The following is a 19796-nucleotide window of genomic DNA, read 5'->3' on the forward strand; positions in this document are numbered from 1 at the left end:
GCAGGTTCTTCTAGCAACGACAACCTTGCATCTAAAAAATCCTGCGCAGCATTTGCCCAGGATTTTTTCATTCAGACCACATTACTTATCTCTAAAAAAATCAGGCTTCCCGTAAGTTTGCTCCACTTACAGAAAGCCCGCATGCATCAAACATCTATCACCTTTTTATCGACAAAATGCCATCCTTTACGATGTATGAGTTATTTTTTTAACGAAGCCAAGAAAACATCTTGTGCTGCCTTTACTCCAGCACCGCTTTCAAACGGATAAGAAAAGTCCTGTAAACCTGCTTCTATTAAGGAAACTGCTTGAAGGATATCACTAGGGAAGCAATACCCCATATGTCCAAACCTGAAAACTTTGCCTTGAAGGTGACCAAGCCCTCCAGCAAAATCAAGATGATACTTCTTTTTTAAGTGTGGTATAAAATCTGACAAATCCAATCCCTTTGGCGCACAAATCGTCGTTAATGTTGGTGATGCATACGCGTCACTTGTTAACAAGTCAATAGAGAGAGCTCTCATAGCTTCCCGGACCATATTTTTCATGAGTTCGTGCCGTTCTACTGTTTTGGCGAATCCACCTTCTTCTTCAATTAAATCGCACACAGCAGATAACCCCATAATTAATGAAATTGCCGGTGTGTTCGGTGTCATTGACTTTTCCGCCCACTCACGATAACTTAATAAATCTAAATAATAGATAGTGGTGCGATTAGCTTCGATGACTTTCCAAGCCTTTTCACTTACAGCTACGAAAGCAAGCCCCGGCGGAAGCATGATGGCTTTTTGTGAGCCAGTTACTAAAATATCAATACCCCACGCGTCCATTTCGGCAGGGGCACCTCCAATACAGCTTACCCCATCAACGATAAATAGCGCATCAGAATGTTCATGTACCGATTCTGACAGTTGTTTCACCGGATTTAAAACCCCTGTAGAAGTTTCATTATAAGTCGCAAAAACAGCCTTAATATTAGATAAGGGCTTTAAAAATGCAGCGAGTTCTTCCTTTGTACAAGCTTCGCCCCAGTTTTTTTCAAGTTTATGCACATGTAATCCATGTTTTTCACATATGGAAACGAAATAATCCCCAAAAGCACCTATTGTAACAACGACAACTTCATCTCCGTCAGAAGTTGTATTGGCCACCGCCGCTTCTAATGCTGCCGTTCCGCCTGAAGGCAGAAGCATAATATCCTGCTTTGTTCCGAATAAAGGTTTTACACGTTCTGTTGCTTCCCGATATAGTTTGGTAAATTCCTCCGAACGATGGCTGATCATATTTTGCGCCATTGCCAATTCGACTTTTTTTGGAATCGGCGTCGGACCAGGATGTCTCAAAATATTTGGATACATACATTTTCCCCTTTCTATCATTTTGTCAATTTTTTGTATATATAATTAAAATACTATCATTGTTCTATTTTAATGTATAGTTTGTTTTATCAATTAATAACAAAGGGAATGATAAGCTGTACCATAGTTTCATCCATTTACTTACTCATCCCTGAACGCCACCACTTTCGCACCCAATGAACTTTCAAAATGTCCCAGTGCCCAATTGTGTCCAGCCTGATTAAACGAAGCAACTGCATCTTTGTACACAACGATGCGAAATCCTTTGTTGTAGGCATCTACTGCCGTATGCAGTACACAAATATCTGTACATACACCAATCAGATGAACCTCTTCAATATTTCTTTCCCGCAATTTTATTTCCAAATCTGTGCCGGCAAAAGCGGAATACCTCGTCTTATCCATGTAGGATACATTTTCTTGCGTTTGGTTTTTTTCATATGTTGCCTGCAATCGGCCGTATAAATCTCTTCCGCTTGTTCCACGGATATTATGAGGCGGAAACAGCTTTGTTTCCGGATGATAAGCGTCGTCCTTATCATGAACATCCACGGCAAATACGGTATAATCGCCATCCCTAATAAATTGCTCTGTGACTGCAACCATTGTGTTTTCCAAATCCTGACCGGGTTTACCACATGTTAAAGCACCATCATCTGCCACAAAATCAATTGTATAATCAATGTTTAGTAATGCTTTCTTCATGAATGATTCCTCATTTCTTAAAATGGTTTAGGTATTAAATCAAAAAAACATTAACTGCTGCTAACCGTTTCTGATAAAGTCTCCACGCAAATAACAATAGCTCTTTTCAAATCATCATGACTCCAGCTCGGTATTTTCCCGTGTTCAATAGCAAGTTCATGGGATGCAGGAATATGAATAAAGCCAGCAGGCAGACGAAGACGGTTTGTCCGTACATAGTGCAGAGCTTGATACATGACATGATTGCAAAGATAAGTCCCTGCTGTATTGGAAATTTCAGCAGGAAGTCCTTGTGCTTGCAGCCGCTGAACCATTTGGCTGATTGGTAATGTGGAAAAGAGCCCATCTGCGCCCTCCTCCCAAATAACTTCATTATCCGGCTTATGGCCTTGGTTATCCGCAGGTCCATCATTCACATTCACTGCAATTCTTTCCGGATTAATCTTGAACCTGCCACCAGCAAGTCCAAGTGAAATCATCGCATCCGGTTTTGTTTCTTCTATAAGTTGGAGAAGCTGTTTTCCTGCCTTTTGGAAATCTACAGACAGCACCCGGGACGTAATCATATAATCTCCAACCATTGCACCATCTAATTCTTCTGCAATTTTCATCGTTGGATTCATTGAAAAATCAAGAAAAGGTTCAAATCCAGTTAGTAGTAACTTCTTTTTCATCTGCTGCACCCGCCTTCTGAAACACATATCATTTTATTTATTTCAGTATAGCATAGAATGATACACGTTGAATGTCTACCTTTATTTTAAAAGATATTTCATCTTGACAGTTAACGATATATCGCTTATTATATTCAATAACGATATATCGTTAACTTCGAAGCAAAAAATATGTAGGAGGAATAGATTATGTTTCAACAAGATGCACATCCTTTTTTCAAAAAGCAGGCACATTTTAATCATCCTTTTTTTGATGAAGACAACACATTCCATAAAGAGTTTCTAAAGCGAAATAAATTCGGAATGGGGCATGAGAATTTCCCAGGAAGAGGCGGGCCTCATTTCTTTGCAGGACATGACGAAAGAGGTGGCGGCCGTGGCGGCGAGCGTTTCTTCAAACGCGGAGATATTAAGTTAGTTTTACTAAAAATATTACAAAAACAGCCAAGGCATGGTTATGACATCATCAAAGTTCTGGAAGAAAAATTCAAAGGCTTTTATTCGCCAAGCCCGGGTTCCGTTTACCCTACGCTTCAAATGCTGGAGGATCAGGATTTGGTTGAAGCCGTTAAAGAAGGAAGGAAAAAGGTATACCATATTACCGATGAAGGCATCGCTTATTTAAACAGTCATCAAAACGAAGATCCTTTTGTATCCCGAATGAGTCAATTTGAAAATGTGAATATGGAGGAAATGCAAAACCTTCGATCTGATATGCAACGTGTCTTCCATGACTTTATGAAGACAGGGAGACAGGTTATGGATAATCCCGAAAAGAAAAAGCAGCTGCAGGATCTTCTTAAAAAAACACATGAAGAACTTTCAAATATTGCTGGTGATGAAAATCAACCAGACGATAAATAATCTTCTTTTAAACCAAGGACGGACCTCTTATATTTGAGGTCCGTCCTTGGTTTAGATTGTCATGCGCCCATTTTGAGGGTATATCACGCTGATTAGAATAAATATAGGATTATTCTGCATCAAATCGATATTTGGTAACGGAATGATACTTTTTATCCGCTTGGATCCTAATTGATGGAAATGCAGGAAAATGTACCGCATTGGGTAAGGCTTGTGTTTCCAAACAAATCCCCAGATGTTTTCTTGATGGAACACCGCGAATGTTCCCTTTATTTATAGAATTTCCGGAATAAACAATGACCCCAGGTTCATCCGTTTCTATCGTTAGCTTTCTTCCACTTTCAGGATCTTTCAGTATGATTTCTTCGTCATGATTGCTTTTTAAAAGAAATGGATGATCATATCCTCCCCCTACAAGCACATTTTGCGGGTGGTTGGAGACAGCCCCTGATTTTATATTTTTTTCTTGCGTAAAATCGAATGGCGTATTCCTTACATCTAATATGGTACCAGTCGGGATAAGCGTTTGATCAAGCTCCAGGAATCTGTCACTTTTCAATTTTAAGGTGTGGTCTAAAATATCCCGCTTCAGGTTACCACTTAAATTAAAATAAGAATGATTTGTCATTGTCAGAATTGTTTTCTTATCTGAGAGTGCTTCGTACGTAATCGCTAATTCGTTCTCGTTATTCAGCGTATAAGTAACTTTTATTAATACATTCCCCGGATATCCTTCTTCCCCATCTGCACTCATATATTTAAATTGAACACCAGCTGCATCTTCTTTTTTAAATGCTTCTGCATCCCAAATAACACGGTGAAAACCATTTATACCTCCATGAAGATGATTTTCCTGCTCATTTTTTGTAAGTGTGTAGGTTTGTTCGTCCATTTCAAAATATGCATCTTTTATGCGACCGCCAACGGGACCTATAATAGCTCCAAGATAGAATGTATCATTGATATATTCCTCCAACGTGTCATAACCAAGGACCACATTTTCAAGCTCACCTTGTCTATCCGGTACAATCATCTTAGTAATCATGCAGCCATAATTAATACAGGTTAATTCTGCACCATGCTTATTTGTAATTGTAAATGAATAGACAGGCTGGTTATTGATTTCTCCAACTTTCTCTTTTGATAATTGCATATTGTTTCCCTTCCTCTCTATTTTGTGAACATGCACACTTCAAAACTTTCTGTATTTAAGATTTCGTAATAAATGACGTTACATTTAACATACTTGTTCCTGTATATCATTTCCCTTCACCAACAGTTTGGCAGTTAAAAGAGACCGGAATAAGTACTCCGGTCCCAAGAAAAGGTTCAGATGCAAATCAAATTGGTCACAATGAACAGATTACCAATTCAAAAATGGGCTTCCTTCAAAAAAGCACTATTTTAGTCTAATAGTTTCTATGCATTTTTTTCTTTCAATATTTGATTTTCACCAATTTTTTCAATTTCTTCTAAACTACGACCACGAGTTTCTACGACACGTGTTCTGATAAATAAAACACCTAGTAAACAAATCGTACCGAAGATGGCAAATACAGCTTCCTGAGCCATCGATGCAGTCATAATCGGAAATAGCAAACCAACTAAGAAAGAACCGACCCAGTTAAATGAAGAAGCTAATCCTGATGCACGTCCGCGAATAAGCAGCGGGAACATTTCTCCTACAATAACCCACGTTAAAGGTGCCCAAGTAAATGAGTAAAATGCTACATAGATACTCAAAAATACAACAATCATAATCGGATTTGCATTTGGAATTATAATATTCAGTATCGCTGGCAACATAAAGGACAGTCCCATGACCGTTCCGCCTAGTGTTAATAAGGTACGGCGATTAAATTTATCTGCAATTAACAAGAAGAGCAGTGAACCTAATACAAGTATAACTCCTTGGATAATCGGCCACATGAGTGCTGAACTTGCTTCATTACCTGTTGCATTTTCTACAATTAAAGGGATGTAATAAAAAATCGCATTCGCACCTTGGAATTGTTGAAAAGCAGCTACACCTACACCAGCAATTACTAAATAGCGATATTTACCACTTAATAGTGTGCCCCATGATGTTTTTTGATTTGCTTCTTTTTTAGAAGCTTCTTGAATTTGTGTTACTTCATCTTCAATCTGTGCTTTGTTAGAACGAATATAACTCAATACTCTACGAGCTTCCTCAAATTTATTATTCTTAATTAAAAAACGTGGCGATTCAGGTAATTTTAATACCCCCAAAAATAGTATCAAAGCCGGGACAGCCGCCAAACTTAGCATCAATCTCCACGCCATTGTTTCTGGTAAATCTTTTAATAAAAAAGCTACAATATACGAAAGCAACATTCCGGAGACAATCATTGTTTGGTTAATTCCAGACAAGCGTCCACGCAAACGTGCTGGAGCCATTTCCGACATATAAGCTGGAACCAATGCAGAAGCAGCTCCAACAGCCAGTCCTAAGATAACTCTGGAAACTATCATAAATAGAATTCCATTATGCGGAGATATCCCTGCTAAAATAGAACCTATAGCAAAAACGATAGCAGCTATTAAAATCATTTTACGTCGACCCAAACGGTCAGAAATCTGTCCAGCCATTGCCCCACCGAAAATTGCCCCTAGCATTAAGGAAGAGGTAATCCAGCCAATAGCTGCAGGGTCATTTTGCAAATTCCAATCACTTTGCAGAAACGGCAAAGCTCCCGTCATAACACCAATATCATAACCAAATAGAATACCACCAAAAGCGCCGAAAAAATATATAAATCCACTTGGTATTTTCTTTTCTTGAACCACTATAATCCCTCCCTAAGGGTCACTAAATTTTAAATTCTTCTATCAAACTATTTTTGAAAATAATAAAATCTTCCTGAAGATAAACATGTACCTGTAATTCAATCCAATCGTTTATTTAATAAGGTAAAAGCTGTTAACTTTTTATTAAGCGCTTTCAAATATACTAAAAATCTTTTCCCTTACTTCGAATAATACAGATAGCTTATTTCCCCAAAGGAAAAAATCCCTTTGGAGAAATAAATCACTTAATCACAACGTATTCCAAACCAACCATCTTCGCATAAGATACGATTTGATCGGTTGTTAATTGCAATGAAACAACCGTGTGATGCCCTCCGCCATTTTCAATCCATGACTTAACGCCATCTTGGAAGTTAGGCTTCACTTCCCAAAGTACACGAGCCACTGGAAGATTTGGTGCCGGTTGCGTTGGTTCAAAGGCTGCTACCTCATTAATTAACAGTTTAAAATGCGTACCAAAATCAGCCATTGAGACAACGACCCCATCTCCTGCTTTGCCGTCAAATACCAAACGGGCAGGGTCTTCACGATCACCAATTCCTAATGGTGATACAACGATTTTCGGTTTATTACTTGCCAATGTCGGATCAACTTCAAGCATATGAGATTCAAGGATGGACTCTTGGCCCTCTGCTAATTCATAAATGTAATCTTCCATAAAGCCTGTAGATTGATTATGACTCATCACTTTTAGCAAACGATCAAGCGCTGCGGTTTTCCAGTCGCCTTCCCCGGCAAAACCGTATCCTTGGGCCATCAATCGCTGAACAGCGAGACCAGGAAGCTGCTTCATACCATATAAATCCTCAAAGTTAGAAGTAAAAGCACTGTACCCGCCATCATCCAGAAAACGCTTGATTGCAATTTCATAGCTTGCTTGAACTTTAACACTGGCTTCCCATTCTTCTTTACTGTAAGTACCATAATCAAACGCATAAAGTTTTTCATATTCCGCAAATAAAGCGTCGATTTCTTCTTCCTTCACAGCATTGACGTATTGCACAAGATCTCCAATTCCAAAATAGTCCACTGTCCAACCAAATTGAATTTGTGCTTCTATCTTATCTCCATCTGTCACTGCAACATGACGCATATTATCACCGAAACGAGCAACCTTGATACGAAAACTTTCATTATAAGCAACCGCTGCATCCATCCATTCTGCGACTTGCTTTTTAAATGAAGGGCGTTGCCAATAACCAACGATAATTTTATTTTGTTTATTTAAACGCGCATTGATAAAACCATACTCACGATCCCCATGAGCGGATTGATTTAGATTCATAAAATCCATATCAACGTTTTTCCATGGAATACTTTCGTGAAATTGGGTTGCCAGATGCAGTAATGGTTTTTGCAAGATTTTTGTACCACGAATCCACATTTTAGCTGGTGAAAAAGTGTGCATCCACGTCATCACACCACAAACTTCATCGCGATAGTTCACTTCTTTCATGATATTTGTAATTTGATCCGCATTTACCGCCAGATCCTGTAATACAATCGGATAAGGTAAAACACCACTTTCATTTAACTCATCGGTTATCTTTTGAGCATTCGCTTTTACTTCTGCCAGTGCTTCTTCTCCGTAAAGTTGTTGCGTTCCTACAACAAACCAGAATTCATTTCTTTTTATATTTTCCATCATAATCCTCTTTTCATTTGTTTTGTGCTATTATTTTTGGCCGTAATAGGCATTTTTTCCATGTTTTCGCAGATAGTGTTTATCTAAAATTCGCTGTGGCAATTCTTCCGCAAAACTATTCAATTCACGGGCAAATAAATTCATCTTCGCTACTTCTTCTAACACAACACTGTTCATCACCGCAGATTGAACGTCTTTTCCCCAAGTAAATGGAGCGTGCCCGTGCAACAGAACACCTGGAATAGCTAAAATATCTAATCCACGCTTTTCAAATGTTTCAATAATAACGTTTCCAGTTTCCGTTTCGTATCCACGGTCAATTTCTTCTTGTGTTAAGAATCGCGCACATGGTACCGCTCCATAAAATGTATCCGCGTGCGTCGTCCCCATCGCCGGTACATCAAGTCCTGCCTGCGCCCAAATGGTTGCCCAAGTGGAGTGCGTGTGAACAATGCCGCCCATCTCCGGATAATGTTTGTAAAGAACCGCATGCGTCGGCGCGTCCGAAGATGGATTTAACTCTCCTTCTACAACGTTTCCATCTAAATCAACCACAACCATATCACTTGCCTTCATTGTTGTATAATCGACACCACTAGGTTTGATTACAAACAATCTGCTATCCGGGTCATAAGCACTTGCATTTCCCCATGTATACTTCACTAGTCCGTGTTTAGGCAAATCCAGATTAGCCTGAAATACCTCTTCTTTTAATTGTTCTAACATAGCAATCCCTCCCCGGTTTCCATCTATATCGTCAAATTATCTACAGCAGTCTGTTCAATCACCAGACCGTTTTTGTAACGCGCAATGAATTCCTCAAATCCCTGCACATCCAGTTCGTCAGGAAATATTTTTTTGCCGTCCACATCTTCAAAAACTTTTTTATCCAGGAATGCCTCTAAACGTTCATCGGTTTCCTTATCCCGCATATATGCAGCAAGAATAGCAATTCCCCATGCTCCACCTTCTCCGGCTGTTTCCATTACGGACACAGGAACATTCATTGCAGCAGCAACGATTTTTTGGCCAACTACTGGCGTTTTAAATAAACCGCCATGAGCTAAGATATCTTCAATGACAACGCCTTCCTCTTTTGTTAAAATATCCATCCCTATTTTTAAAGCACCGAAAGCGGTAAATAAATGCGTCCGCATGAAGTTCGCTAAATTAAAATTACTTTCTGGCGACCGGACAAATAACGGACGGCCTTGATCTAATCCCGTTATACTTTCCCCTGAAAAATAACCGAAACTGAGTAAACCTCCGCCATCTCGATCAGCTTCCATTGATTTATTCAGCATGACTTCAAACAATTTTTCTGTTTCTACCTTCTGTCCAACTAATTCCGAGAATTCGCGAAATAGGTTAAGCCAAGCGTCCAAATCGCTTGAACAGTTATTTGCATGAACCATCGCAACAGGGCTGCCATTTGGCGTTGTTACCAGATCAATTTCTGGATAAACAGCCGAGAGCTTTTTTTCTAATACGATCATGGAAAAAACAGAAGTTCCAACTGAAACATTTCCTGTACGTTCTTTCACACTGTTTGTAGCTACCATTCCTGTCCCGGCGTCCCCTTCCGGAGGACAAATTGGAATGCCTGATTGCAGATTTTGTGATCTATCCAAGATTTTAGCTCCCACTTCTGTTAATGTCCCTGCATGCTCTCCTGCGCTACAGACCTTAGGAAGAATATCTGCAACCTTCCAAGGATAGCCTTTGTCTGCAATTTTTTCGTCAAATTGCTTCATCATGGATTTATCATAATCCTTTGTAGCTTCATCTATTGGAAACATTCCCGAAGCATCACCGATACCAAGATTTTTTTCTCCGGTAAGCAACCAATGAATAAAACCGGCCAACGTAGTCATATAATCAATACGAGGTAAATGCTTCTCTTCATTTAAGATCGCTTGATAAAGATGAGCAATACTCCATCTGTCCGGGATATTAAATTGAAATAAATCGGTCAGTTCTTTTGCTGCATCGCCAGTTGTTGTATTACGCCAAGTACGAAACGGCACAAGTAATTCTCCTGTTTTATCAAATACCATATATCCATGCATCATGGCAGAAAAACCGATTGAACCAATTGTCCGGAGAGTTATGCCGTAATTCCATTCAATTTCTTGCTTCATCTCGCTATAAGCTGTTTGCAAGCCTGTAACAATATCCACTAAGTTGTACGTCCAAATTCCATTTTCTAATTGGTTTTCCCACTCATAACTGCCTGATGCAATTGTTTCAAAATGATTATCTATCAATACTGCTTTTATACGTGTAGACCCAAATTCGATACCGAGAACGGTTTCTCCTTGTGCAATTACTTCTTTTATATTTGTCTGGTTTGTTTTCACGTCAATCCCCTCTCTAAAAAGAATGTCAAAACCATTACAAAGAATGCGCTTTCTTTATTTTAATTGCTGTAAACCGCTTACAACTTTATTATAATTTCTGTACGTACACATGTCAATATAATTTATTTTTAGTGCATACATCTTTTGGATTCATCTATTTATGGTCCATTCGTATCGGTGCATTGAATTTAAAAACCTGTATGTTAAATCACAAACTCACGCTTAACAGCGACATATGAATGTAAAACCTTTTCATTGTTCGAAAACTATGTCAAAATATGTACAGACAGATATTTCGATAATGGGAAGTTGAGACAACAAGGAAGTGAGTAGTGTGAAACCAAAATACCAATATCAATTCATCATGGATGATATAAAAAGTAAAATACTTTCAGGAGAATATAAAGTATTAGATAAAATCCCTACAGAATCTGCTTTACAAGCCAAGTACAATGTAAGCCGACATACTGTTCGAAAAGCTATTTTAGAGTTATCGAATGGCGGTTTCCTAAGAAGCGAAAAAGGATCAGGTACGTATGTCAGTAATGAATATAAATCAATCCCCAGCGGCGATTCCAAAAATAAAACCATTGGTGTCATCACAACTTATATTTCGGATTATATTTTTCCGTCCATTATTCGCGGAATTGAAGGAAGATTGAACGAAGATAATTATTCCTTACTATTAGCTAGCACCAATAATGATGTTGAACAGGAAAAAAAAGCTTTAGAAATGATGTTATCTTATGGCGTGGATGGTTTAATCGTGGAACCTACGAAAAGTAATTTATATAATCCCAACATTGCCTATTACCTATCTTTTAAAGAACATGGTATTCCGTTCATCATGATCAATGCGTATTACGAAGAGCTGGAGGTTCCTTTCCTCTGCCTCGATGACGTGCAATCCGGCTATATCGCAACAAATGAACTCATTACAAAAGGACATCAACAAATCGGGCTTATTTCAAAAATGGATGATTTACAAGGAAAGTTTCGAATGAAAGGTTATATCAAAGCACTTGGAGAAGCTAAATTAAAATTTCTCCCTGATCATCTTTTTTCTTTCACTACGGAAACAAAACCGGATTTATATTCTAATCTAGAGGAATTCCTCATTGAAAATAGAGATCTTTTCACTGCCATTGTTTGTTACAACGATGAGGTCGGTCTTGTCGTGGCCAATTTGTGCAAACAACTTGGTATTTCTGTTCCAGAAGAACTGTCTATTATCGGTCAAGACAATTCTTATATTGCCAAAAACGCGAATATCAAATTAACAACATTGACACACCCGCAAGAACAAATGGGACATGATGCAGCTGATAAAATTATTAAGTACTTACAAGGAAGAAAAGACTTATTACATGAACACTATTATCAACCAGTATTAGTGGAGGGAGAAACCGTAAAAGATTTAAAAGTATAATAGATTCCCAATGGATAGCTAAAGTATATAAAGCCACTTTATATAAACAAAGATAAAGACGAACTTCCTGAAACAGGCGGTTCGTCTTGTTTGATACAAATTTTTTAACTATTAGCTTGTTTCCAACTACCCCTGAAACCGATACCCCACGCCCCAGATTGTTTCTATAAATTGCGGAAGGGAAGCATCTGCTTCTATCTTTTCTCGAATTTTCCGGATATGAACCGTTACGGTCGTATTATCCCCCATCGCATCATAGCCCCAAATTTGTTCAAATAAATGCTCTTTCGTAAAAACCATATTCGGATGCGACGCTAGAAAATACAATAAATCATACTCTTTTGCGGTAAATATTCTCTCTTCATTATCAATAAAAACCCGCCGTGAAGCATGATCAATTGTCAGGTTTTTATGATGAATTTCATTCGGCTTCTTATCCTGCTTTGTTAAGCGGTCATATCTGGTAATATGTGCTTTTACTCTTGCTACCAGCTCATTCGGGTTAAACGGCTTCACAATATAGTCATCCGCTCCTCTGCCGAAGCCGCGGATTTTATCAATATCTTCTTTTCTGGCTGTCACCATCAATATCGGCACATCCAATATTCCCCGCAGCTTTTCACACAAATCAAAGCCGTCTATGCCCGGCAGCATGAGGTCTAATAAAATGAGACTATAGGAATTCGCTGCTGCCAGTTTTAGTCCCTCTTCTCCTGTCATAGCAATATCACTTTGGAATCCATTTATCTCTAAATAATCTCTTTCCAATTCAGCAATATCCTTTTCATCTTCAATAATTAATATATTTTGCATTTACATCACCTTTTTCAATGTAAAATAGATACTCGTCCCTTGACCCGGCTTACTTTCTGCCCAAATTTCTCCGCCGTGCTCTTGAATAATTTTCCTGACAATGGATAAGCCAAGGCCGCTGCCTCCAGTGGCAGAGTTTCTTGACGTATCAGTGCGGTAAAAGCTTTCGAAAATATACGGCATATCTTCTTCCTTTATTCCGCTTCCATTATCCTTCATTTCCACAACAATTTTGTTCGTTTCAGAAGTTAAATGCACTTGAATTTCCTTTTGAGGTTTATCGATATATTTGAAGCTGTTTTGTATAATATTCATTACAACTCGTCTTAATTTTTCCCGATCCGCTTCGACGATATAAGTGCCCTCTTGGTTTGCTGAAAAAACAGCTTTTCCTTGTTCCTTCTCCAAATTAAATGCTAATTCGTCAATAAAATCTGCAAAAAAGGCATATATATCTACTTTTTCAAATTGAAAGGTTTCCCTGTTTAAGTCGAGCTTCGAATACAGAAATAGTTCATCAATCAGTCCATCCATCTCACTTGCTGTTCTATAAATGGTATCCATATATCGATCCAATTTCTCCGGTGTGTTTGCCACCCCATCTTGAATACCTTTCACATAGCCTTTGATGGAGGTCAGCGGTGTTTTTAAATCATGAGAAATGCTGGCAATCAACTCTTGCCGGTTTTCTTCATAGCGTTTATACTCGTTATCTGCTTCTTTTAATTTCAGACGCATCGTCTCAAATGTATTGGCAAGCTCGCCCAGCTCGTCTTTTTTATCCGACTGGACACTGTATTCCAGATTGCCCTCACTGATTTTCTTTGCTGCCGCAGATAATGTAGAAATAGGATGAATGATACTTTTGGACATAAAGTAAGTCAACAATCCATTGGTCAGTATTAAAATAAACGCAATCGCAATAAAGCGGAATTGGACAAAGACTTTTAAATCCTCACCTTGCGGATTGCCATTAAAAAAGACAAATAATACATATCCTAAAACAATCTCTGCTAACAATAACAAAGCAGCTGGAACCAGAATCATCGCTATATTGGATAAGATTAACCGTTTTCTGATCGACATTGGAGCCACCTTCTTTCCCTTCCATTATAATCGAATCATTGCCGTTGTGCTGTTCAAACAAGCAGCTGTATGGAAGAAAACCTATAATCTATAAAGACGTTTTTCCATTACTCAGAAAAACGCCTTCGCAAGCACAACCATCCGCTTATTTTTTTCGATAAGGCAGGACAGAGGTAATAATGCCCAGCACCAATCCCCATATGATATTAGTGAGAAAACACTGATAAATGCTATTGGGTTTGTCAATGGCCCCTGTAATCCTCCATCCAGAATAGGTGATAAAATACCGCTTAGTATAATCGCAAAAGCTGCGTAACTCATACCCGCTAAAACAAGAACAGAAATCGGGTTTGGCACTCCTTTCTTAATCACAATAAGTATCCAGACTACAGAAATCAATAAGGTCATTGCAATGCTTCCAACCGCTTCATTTCCAAAGATGTGAATGAATCCGGTTATTTTCATGAATGGTCTGATCAGTGCGAAAGCACCTAATCCTAAAATAAATGCTATTCTTTGTTGTTTCGCTTGGTGTTCTGTCATTTAAAATCATTTCCTTCCTAAAATGAAATATACACTTCCATTTTCCATTGCCCTAAGAAATAGGAAGCTGTACCTCGAATAGCAGTTCATTAATGTTTTAACCTATTTGAACCTTTCTGTATTTGATATTACATTCCTCTTATTATCCATTTCTAAAGCATTTATTAAATTTTTCTTAAACCGGAAGGGTGCGCTCTTAAAAAAAGGCAGAAGAGATGACAAATGCCCATAAAAAATCCCGCCTTTCTCAAATGAAAGACGGGATTTTTTATTAATAGCAGGATATGATTATTTTCAGATGAAAGACGAAACTATCGCAAACAACTTCATAGAATCTATGCCGGACGGTGTTGGACAAACACTTCAAATGTAGACAATTCCGACCCAAGAATCGGGCTCTCTTCTTTTCCTTGCCTATCCTGAGATGCATGGGCTTTTCGGGTTTCTCTGCTTTCTCTCCATACTTCAAAAGAAGCGTGGTCTTCCCATGTGGTGCAAACCTGCAGTTCATCGTATTCTTCTGTTCCTTCTTTTATCAGCACCTCCATGAATACAAACCCATTAAACGTATGCACCGATTTTGCACTTTTAAATAATTCTGCCACTTCATTTACTTTTCCTTTTTTGATACGTAATGTATTAACAACTTTAATCATTATTCGCAGCCTCCCTTGATTTGGATAATCATCGTTACCTATATTTTAATACTGCTTCTGCTTGTTTTCCACTTATTCTGCATGCGAAAGAGCAGGAGAGACAATGCGCATTCCGAACATGAAGCGTTCCCAACATCATTTCAACAATATTTTGAACAGCAAAACATCGTAAACTTATCGATGCTTTTCTTCCAGCTGCTAAATTATAATCTTTCTTATATACGCTTGCAATTGTTGCATCCGATTCCCGGTCCAGCAGCTACAAACCAGTAAAATAAACTTACAAAAATAGTATAATTAATACAAAAAGTAATAAAAAATAGATAATACAGTAGATAGATAGTGTTACTATATTTTTAGGACGGTGATAATGATATTCCGCATCCTGATTTTGCCCGTCGCTCTCTACATAATTAAGAATTTGCTCATATGTTTTTAAGTTGTTATTTTGCTTTATCTTTTTTTTATAAACTTCTATTCGATACCCGGCGTAAATCCCGACCAATCCAAGAGGAACGAGAATAAGAAAGCCATAGGAATTAAAATAATGGAAGCTTGGCAGGATGAATAATGCCAGCAGGCTGAAAGCTATTATCATAACCATACTCCACTGATTAAAATATCCGACCTCGAGCTCTTTTTTCATTTCTTCCAAATCCCCTTTCACTAAATAATCAATTGTGACATTAAAAAGAATACTCATTCGCAATAACATTTCAACATCCGGATAATTCTTCCCCCTTTCCCAATTCGACACAGAATTACGACTTACATATAATCTTTCTGCTAAATCTTCTTGTGTTAGTCCATCTCTTTTTCTGTAAAATTGAATATGCTTGCCTATTTCCATGAAACGGTACCTCCTGTATGTAAACTAACAAAGCTTCTGGATACTGACCATCAAAATTATTGTGCATTCCATATATACAGCAATATTTTTTCTTGCCAATTCTGTTATGCAGCTTTTTTATTGATTTCTATCATAAAAAATATGTCATGATAGAATATTTCCGGGGAAATATTGTCGAGAATTGGAAGTTAGATAAATGTTTTCGTTATGTTCATACCCTTTCGTATATCCTTTCATATCAAGGAATAGGGGTAATCCGCGAAAAAATGATAATAATTTTCTAAAATAAATTATCCTTTTGCTCCTTGTTTTATTAGAAAGGTACCTATGCAATGAAAATATATTCTTCCGGTTGTATGTTATAACATACAAAAATATGTTATATTGTTTCATATGAATTTTCTAAATTAAATTGCAATGATGAAAGAAGGGAGAAAGCAAATGAGGGAAGTCACAGATTATATCAGTAAAAATCTGCAAGCAATCCGCAAAGAGCGAGGATGGAGCTTAGATAAAACCGCAAAAATGACGGAAGTAAGCAAAGCGATGCTTGCACAGATTGAAAGAGGAGAATCTGTCCCAACGGTCACAACACTCTGGAAAATCGCTAATGGGCTTAAAGTATCTTTCTCATCTCTGATTAGCCAACAGACAAATTCTGTCAGAGTGATTAAGAAACAAGACAGAAATTTGGTGACAGAAGAAGAAAACCATTATCGAGTACATACGGTTGTCCCATTTTCACCCGAAAAGCAATTTGAAGTTTTTACGGTGGAGCTGGACCCTGACAATGAACACACATCATTGCCGCACAATCCTGGTGTGGAAGAGCATGTATTTGTCAAAAAAGGACAATTAGAAATGGATATTGACGGGACTGTCGAAACAGTTGATGAAGAAGAAGCCATTATTTTTGATGGAAATCAGCCTCATATTTATAGAAATATCGGCGACAACGTCCTTCATCTTCTTGTATTAATCTATTATGCACAATAAATGAAATAATTTCTATATGTTTTGAAAGTGAGTGAATCAAAAATGTCTTTAGACGATCATCTATTAACATTGAAACATGCCTTTCCCAAAACGCTGCCGATACTTGCCGGGTTTGCTTTTTTGGGCATTGCTTATGGCGTTTACATGCATTCCTTAGGATTTCCACCCTTCTATGCTATCTTGATGAGTGTGCTCATCTTTGCCGGGTCGATGGAATTTGTCGCTGGAAGTTTACTATTAGGTGCATTTAACCCGTTAAGCGCATTTCTATTAACATTAATGATAAATGCCAGACATCTTTTCTATGGTATTTCCATGTTAGATAAATTCAAAGGAACGGGCAAGAAAAAAGGATATCTCATCTATGGCATGTGTGATGAGTCATTTGTTATTAACCACACTGCCCATATACCTCCTTCTATCAATAAGGGCTGGTTTATGTTTTATGTTACCTTGTTAAATCAAATCTATTGGGTCAGCGGAACAACCATTGGAAGCCTCTTCGGCTCGATGATCACATTTAATACGGATGGTCTGGAGTTTGTGATGACTGCTCTGTTTGTGGTTATCTTTTTGGATCAATGGATGAAGGAGCGAAATCACATCAGCTCACTTATAGGCGTGGCCGCTTCCATTTTATGTTTGATCTTGTTTGGTACGGAAAACTTTATTATTCCTGCCATGCTTATCATATTGATCTTTCTGACCTTAATTAAAAAATTCATCACAAAAAATGAGGTGATTTCCTGATGATGACTCTAACACAGCAAATCATTATGATTGCTTCTATCGTTATAGGCACTCTATTAACTAGATTTTTGCCATTTATGATATTTAAACCGGATAAGCCTACCCCAACATATATTAAATACTTAGGATATGTCTTACCGCCAGCTGTATTTGGCTTATTGGTTGTTTATTCATTAAAGGACGTCACCCTCACATCATTGGAAGGCTTCCTGCCTGAGCTTCTCGCAGTTGGGTTGATTGTTGTCCTGCATTACTGGAAACGAAGCATGCTGTTATCGATTGCAGGCGGGACAATATTTTATATGTTTTTAGTGCAGGGTGTGTTTTAATGTATAAATGAACGCAGATCTTCCATACTTCTAAAAAGGGGTTCGGTAAAAGTAAGCACCCCGGGCATCTCTTGATGTAATTTTACGGAGGGGCAAACACCTTTTTTTGCACCCTCTCTATTTCTGTTAAGCATATAAATGATCATATACCTTTTTTATCGGAGAATGACGCTATTTATATCTTCCAGCTTCACAGTTCATTTTGCATTAAACGCAAAAAAGGTCTAAAATAATCAGATAAATACTTAACCAACCAGAAGTTATACAAATTACTTCATCTTTTTATGGTTCGTTGTTCTTTACAATAAAAAATACGCTTTTAATTTACATACATAAGGTGATGAACACAATGAAAGAAACTATTCGCAAACCCTGGCTGCTTGTTTTAACCATAGGGCTTGGTACATTGCTCAACCCATTAAACTCATCGATGATTTCCGTGGCATTAACGAGGCTGCAAAATGAATTTGCACTAACCTTTGCGGATGCTTCCTGGCTCATTTCGATATTTTATCTTGCAAGCGCTGCAGGACAGCCGGTCATGGGGAAATTAAGTGATATGTTTGGTCCGAAAAAATTGTTTATAGCAGGACTTTTCATCGTTGCAGTGGCATCAATGTTAGCTCCTTTTTCACCAAACTATCCATTCCTTCTGGGTTGTCGTGCATTACAGGCGATTGGCAGCTCAACATTATTTCCTAGCGGTATGAGCATGGTGCGGACACATATTACAGAAGGACAAGGAAAAGCGCTGGCTGTCTTATCTGTCTTCGCTTCCACCTCTGCTGCTTTCGGGCCGTCTATCGGCGGATTTTTAGTGGCATCTTGGGATTGGCAGTCTATTTTTCTTGTTAATTTTCCGTTTATTATTGTATCCTTCTTGCTGGCTATTTTCATTTTACCAAATACGGGACAAGGGAAATTTGAGGCGAAACGGATTGATTTCAGTGGGATTGACCTTTTTATTATTGCCATTGTAGGTCTCATACTATTCCTGCTTACGCTTGATCAGAATATCCGCTGGTGGGCGTTACTGCTCTTTTTAGCAGCCGCTGTCGGTTTTTACTTTTTCGAGCGCAGACAGGAGGAACCTTTCATCGATGTAAAAGGTTTGACGAAAAACCGGTATGTTTCTTTTATCTATTTACAATTCATGAGTATCAACTTAATTCATTATTGTTTCTTTTTTGGGTTCCCGACGTATTTGCAGCAAGTTCGTGAATACAGCGAACAGCATACCGGGCTCATTATGCTATCATTGGCAGGTTTTGGGGTGATTGTCGCACCGTTAGCCGGCCGTTTGATTGATAAATATGGTTCGAAACTGCCTATGGTCATTGGCGCATCTTTACTTTTAGCGGGTACGGGGCTGCTATTAACGTACAACGATGCATCCCCTTTAATCTGGCTTATCATTATTATGGCCGTTCTGGGCATGAGTAATGGATTTAATAATATTTCTTCCCAGACAGCACTTTATGAGCATGTAGATCCAGAGGAGACAGGTTCTGCTTCCGGTTTATTTCAAACCAGCCGCTATCTTGGCTCGATTTTATCCTCCAGTCTGCTTGGTTTAACATTTAATCGTCATTTAGATACTGAGCATTTGCATCTTGTTGCGATGATCTGTTTTGCTTTCTGTATATTTGTTGTTGCTCTGGCGTTTAAGCTTCCGGGGAGATTACGGAGTAAAGATGCCTAAAAAACAACAATCCTCCACTATTTAAGTAATGGAGGATTGTTGTTTTTTAAAGCCTATCTGCTCCATGGTACAGAGTTCGTTTTTTGTGGCATTAGGATACTGCTCATGAAATCTTACATATAAGTTTTTTCTCATATACACCTGTTTGAAATCCATCCCGTTTATACTATAGCATTTGGGGGAATATATAGTTATATTCTCATTGGA

At 38.2% G+C, this 19796-nt stretch carries 19 protein-coding genes; 6 read left to right on the plus strand and 13 right to left on the minus strand.

Features of this window, described 5'->3' with window-relative positions; translation table 11 throughout:
• Positions 1-200 precede the first annotated feature (200 nt).
• The 3 genes from B7E05_RS21340 to B7E05_RS21350 form a co-directional block, all read right to left on the minus strand.
• Complete coding sequence (locus tag B7E05_RS21340; RefSeq protein ID WP_080876080.1) at positions 201-1358, minus strand: pyridoxal-phosphate-dependent aminotransferase family protein; 1158 nt, start codon at positions 1356-1358, stop codon at positions 201-203.
• A 141-nt stretch (positions 1359-1499) separates the two neighbouring features.
• Positions 1500-2063 carry a cysteine hydrolase family protein gene (locus B7E05_RS21345; RefSeq protein WP_080876081.1) on the minus strand — a complete coding sequence of 188 codons (564 nt, stop codon included), beginning with the start codon at positions 2061-2063 and terminating at the stop codon, positions 1500-1502.
• Between the two features lie 50 nt (positions 2064-2113).
• Positions 2114-2737, minus strand: a complete 624-nt coding sequence (locus B7E05_RS21350; protein ID WP_080876082.1) for a pyroglutamyl-peptidase I — start codon at positions 2735-2737, stop codon at positions 2114-2116.
• A gap of 189 nt (positions 2738-2926) precedes the next feature.
• On the opposite strand from B7E05_RS21350, the gene B7E05_RS21355 reads away from it, so the two are divergent.
• Positions 2927-3601, plus strand: a complete 675-nt coding sequence (locus tag B7E05_RS21355) for a PadR family transcriptional regulator (RefSeq protein ID WP_143833278.1) — start codon at positions 2927-2929, stop codon at positions 3599-3601.
• Between the two features lie 109 nt (positions 3602-3710).
• Here the strand turns inward: B7E05_RS21355 and B7E05_RS21360 are convergent, their stop codons facing one another.
• From B7E05_RS21360 to B7E05_RS21380, 5 genes are all read right to left on the minus strand, one after another.
• Positions 3711-4754, minus strand: a complete 1044-nt coding sequence (locus B7E05_RS21360; RefSeq protein WP_080876083.1) for an aldose epimerase family protein — start codon at positions 4752-4754, stop codon at positions 3711-3713.
• Between the two features lie 266 nt (positions 4755-5020).
• Positions 5021-6409, minus strand: a complete 1389-nt coding sequence (locus tag B7E05_RS21365; protein WP_080876084.1) for a sugar porter family MFS transporter — start codon at positions 6407-6409, stop codon at positions 5021-5023.
• A 241-nt stretch (positions 6410-6650) separates the two neighbouring features.
• Positions 6651-8075, minus strand: coding sequence for an L-arabinose isomerase (araA, locus tag B7E05_RS21370; RefSeq protein WP_080876085.1), 1425 nt, complete (start codon positions 8073-8075; stop codon positions 6651-6653).
• Between the two features lie 30 nt (positions 8076-8105).
• Positions 8106-8801 (minus strand): L-ribulose-5-phosphate 4-epimerase, encoded by a 696-nt coding sequence (locus B7E05_RS21375; RefSeq protein ID WP_080876086.1) that lies wholly within the window; start codon positions 8799-8801, stop codon positions 8106-8108.
• A 23-nt stretch (positions 8802-8824) separates the two neighbouring features.
• The gene (locus B7E05_RS21380; protein ID WP_080876087.1) at positions 8825-10435 is read right to left on the minus strand and encodes a xylulokinase; all 1611 of its coding nucleotides are present in this window, start codon (positions 10433-10435) and stop codon (positions 8825-8827) included.
• A 334-nt stretch (positions 10436-10769) separates the two neighbouring features.
• Between B7E05_RS21380 and B7E05_RS21385 the strand changes: the two genes are divergently transcribed.
• On the plus strand, positions 10770-11864 hold the full coding sequence (locus tag B7E05_RS21385) for a GntR family transcriptional regulator (protein WP_080876088.1): 1095 nt from the start codon (positions 10770-10772) through the stop codon (positions 11862-11864).
• Positions 11865-11990: 126 nt separating this feature from the next.
• Here the strand turns inward: B7E05_RS21385 and B7E05_RS21390 are convergent, their stop codons facing one another.
• From B7E05_RS21390 to B7E05_RS21410, 5 genes are all read right to left on the minus strand, one after another.
• Complete coding sequence (locus B7E05_RS21390) at positions 11991-12677, minus strand: response regulator transcription factor (protein ID WP_080876089.1); 687 nt, start codon at positions 12675-12677, stop codon at positions 11991-11993.
• On the minus strand, positions 12678-13763 hold the full coding sequence (locus B7E05_RS21395; protein ID WP_080876090.1) for a sensor histidine kinase: 1086 nt from the start codon (positions 13761-13763) through the stop codon (positions 12678-12680).
• Between the two features lie 111 nt (positions 13764-13874).
• Positions 13875-14306: a hypothetical protein gene (locus B7E05_RS21400; RefSeq protein ID WP_245833213.1), complete on the minus strand. Its 432-nt coding sequence runs from the start codon at positions 14304-14306 to the stop codon at positions 13875-13877.
• A gap of 335 nt (positions 14307-14641) precedes the next feature.
• A complete protein-coding gene (locus B7E05_RS21405) occupies positions 14642-14962 on the minus strand; it encodes an antibiotic biosynthesis monooxygenase (protein WP_080876091.1) in 321 nt (106 codons plus the stop codon).
• A gap of 280 nt (positions 14963-15242) precedes the next feature.
• Entirely contained in the window at positions 15243-15812 is a 570-nt protein-coding gene (locus B7E05_RS21410) for a helix-turn-helix domain-containing protein (RefSeq protein WP_080876092.1), read from the minus strand.
• A 441-nt stretch (positions 15813-16253) separates the two neighbouring features.
• On the opposite strand from B7E05_RS21410, the gene B7E05_RS21415 reads away from it, so the two are divergent.
• The 4 genes from B7E05_RS21415 to B7E05_RS21430 all read left to right on the plus strand — a co-directional run bounded on the left by B7E05_RS21415 (position 16254) and on the right by B7E05_RS21430 (position 19589).
• A complete protein-coding gene (locus B7E05_RS21415) occupies positions 16254-16808 on the plus strand; it encodes a helix-turn-helix domain-containing protein (protein ID WP_080876093.1) in 555 nt (184 codons plus the stop codon).
• A gap of 42 nt (positions 16809-16850) precedes the next feature.
• A complete protein-coding gene (locus B7E05_RS21420; protein ID WP_080876094.1) occupies positions 16851-17558 on the plus strand; it encodes an AzlC family ABC transporter permease in 708 nt (235 codons plus the stop codon).
• Between the two features lie 2 nt (positions 17559-17560).
• The gene (locus tag B7E05_RS21425; RefSeq protein WP_143833325.1) at positions 17561-17887 is read left to right on the plus strand and encodes a branched-chain amino acid transporter permease; all 327 of its coding nucleotides are present in this window, start codon (positions 17561-17563) and stop codon (positions 17885-17887) included.
• A 349-nt stretch (positions 17888-18236) separates the two neighbouring features.
• Positions 18237-19589 carry an MFS transporter gene (locus tag B7E05_RS21430; RefSeq protein WP_179134609.1) on the plus strand — a complete coding sequence of 451 codons (1353 nt, stop codon included), beginning with the start codon at positions 18237-18239 and terminating at the stop codon, positions 19587-19589.
• The last annotated feature ends 207 nt before the right edge of the window (positions 19590-19796 follow it).

The sequence above is a fragment of the Oceanobacillus timonensis genome (assembly GCF_900166635.1).
In the GTDB taxonomy this organism is placed as follows: Bacteria; Bacillota; Bacilli; order Bacillales; family Amphibacillaceae; genus Oceanobacillus; species Oceanobacillus timonensis.

What these genes read in the sequence shown, in the direction of transcription:
- B7E05_RS21340 (WP_080876080.1), bottom strand. Translation starts at nt 1,358, where the DNA reads ATGTATCCAAATATTTTGAGACATCCTGGTCCGACGCCGATTCCAAAA.
- B7E05_RS21345 (WP_080876081.1), bottom strand. Translation starts at nt 2,063, where the DNA reads ATGAAGAAAGCATTACTAAACATTGATTATACAATTGATTTTGTGGCA.
- B7E05_RS21350 (WP_080876082.1), bottom strand. Translation starts at nt 2,737, where the DNA reads ATGAAAAAGAAGTTACTACTAACTGGATTTGAACCTTTTCTTGATTTT.
- B7E05_RS21355 (WP_143833278.1), top strand. Translation starts at nt 2,927, where the DNA reads ATGTTTCAACAAGATGCACATCCTTTTTTCAAAAAGCAGGCACATTTT.
- B7E05_RS21360 (WP_080876083.1), bottom strand. Translation starts at nt 4,754, where the DNA reads ATGCAATTATCAAAAGAGAAAGTTGGAGAAATCAATAACCAGCCTGTC.
- araA (WP_080876085.1), bottom strand. Translation starts at nt 8,075, where the DNA reads ATGGAAAATATAAAAAGAAATGAATTCTGGTTTGTTGTAGGAACGCAA.
- B7E05_RS21375 (WP_080876086.1), bottom strand. Translation starts at nt 8,801, where the DNA reads ATGTTAGAACAATTAAAAGAAGAGGTATTTCAGGCTAATCTGGATTTG.
- B7E05_RS21390 (WP_080876089.1), bottom strand. Translation starts at nt 12,677, where the DNA reads ATGCAAAATATATTAATTATTGAAGATGAAAAGGATATTGCTGAATTG.
- B7E05_RS21395 (WP_080876090.1), bottom strand. Translation starts at nt 13,763, where the DNA reads ATGTCGATCAGAAAACGGTTAATCTTATCCAATATAGCGATGATTCTG.
- B7E05_RS21400 (WP_245833213.1), bottom strand. Translation starts at nt 14,306, where the DNA reads ATGACAGAACACCAAGCGAAACAACAAAGAATAGCATTTATTTTAGGA.
- B7E05_RS21405 (WP_080876091.1), bottom strand. Translation starts at nt 14,962, where the DNA reads ATGATTAAAGTTGTTAATACATTACGTATCAAAAAAGGAAAAGTAAAT.
- B7E05_RS21410 (WP_080876092.1), bottom strand. Translation starts at nt 15,812, where the DNA reads ATGGAAATAGGCAAGCATATTCAATTTTACAGAAAAAGAGATGGACTA.
- B7E05_RS21415 (WP_080876093.1), top strand. Translation starts at nt 16,254, where the DNA reads ATGAGGGAAGTCACAGATTATATCAGTAAAAATCTGCAAGCAATCCGC.
- B7E05_RS21420 (WP_080876094.1), top strand. Translation starts at nt 16,851, where the DNA reads ATGTCTTTAGACGATCATCTATTAACATTGAAACATGCCTTTCCCAAA.
- B7E05_RS21425 (WP_143833325.1), top strand. Translation starts at nt 17,561, where the DNA reads ATGACTCTAACACAGCAAATCATTATGATTGCTTCTATCGTTATAGGC.
- B7E05_RS21430 (WP_179134609.1), top strand. Translation starts at nt 18,237, where the DNA reads ATGAAAGAAACTATTCGCAAACCCTGGCTGCTTGTTTTAACCATAGGG.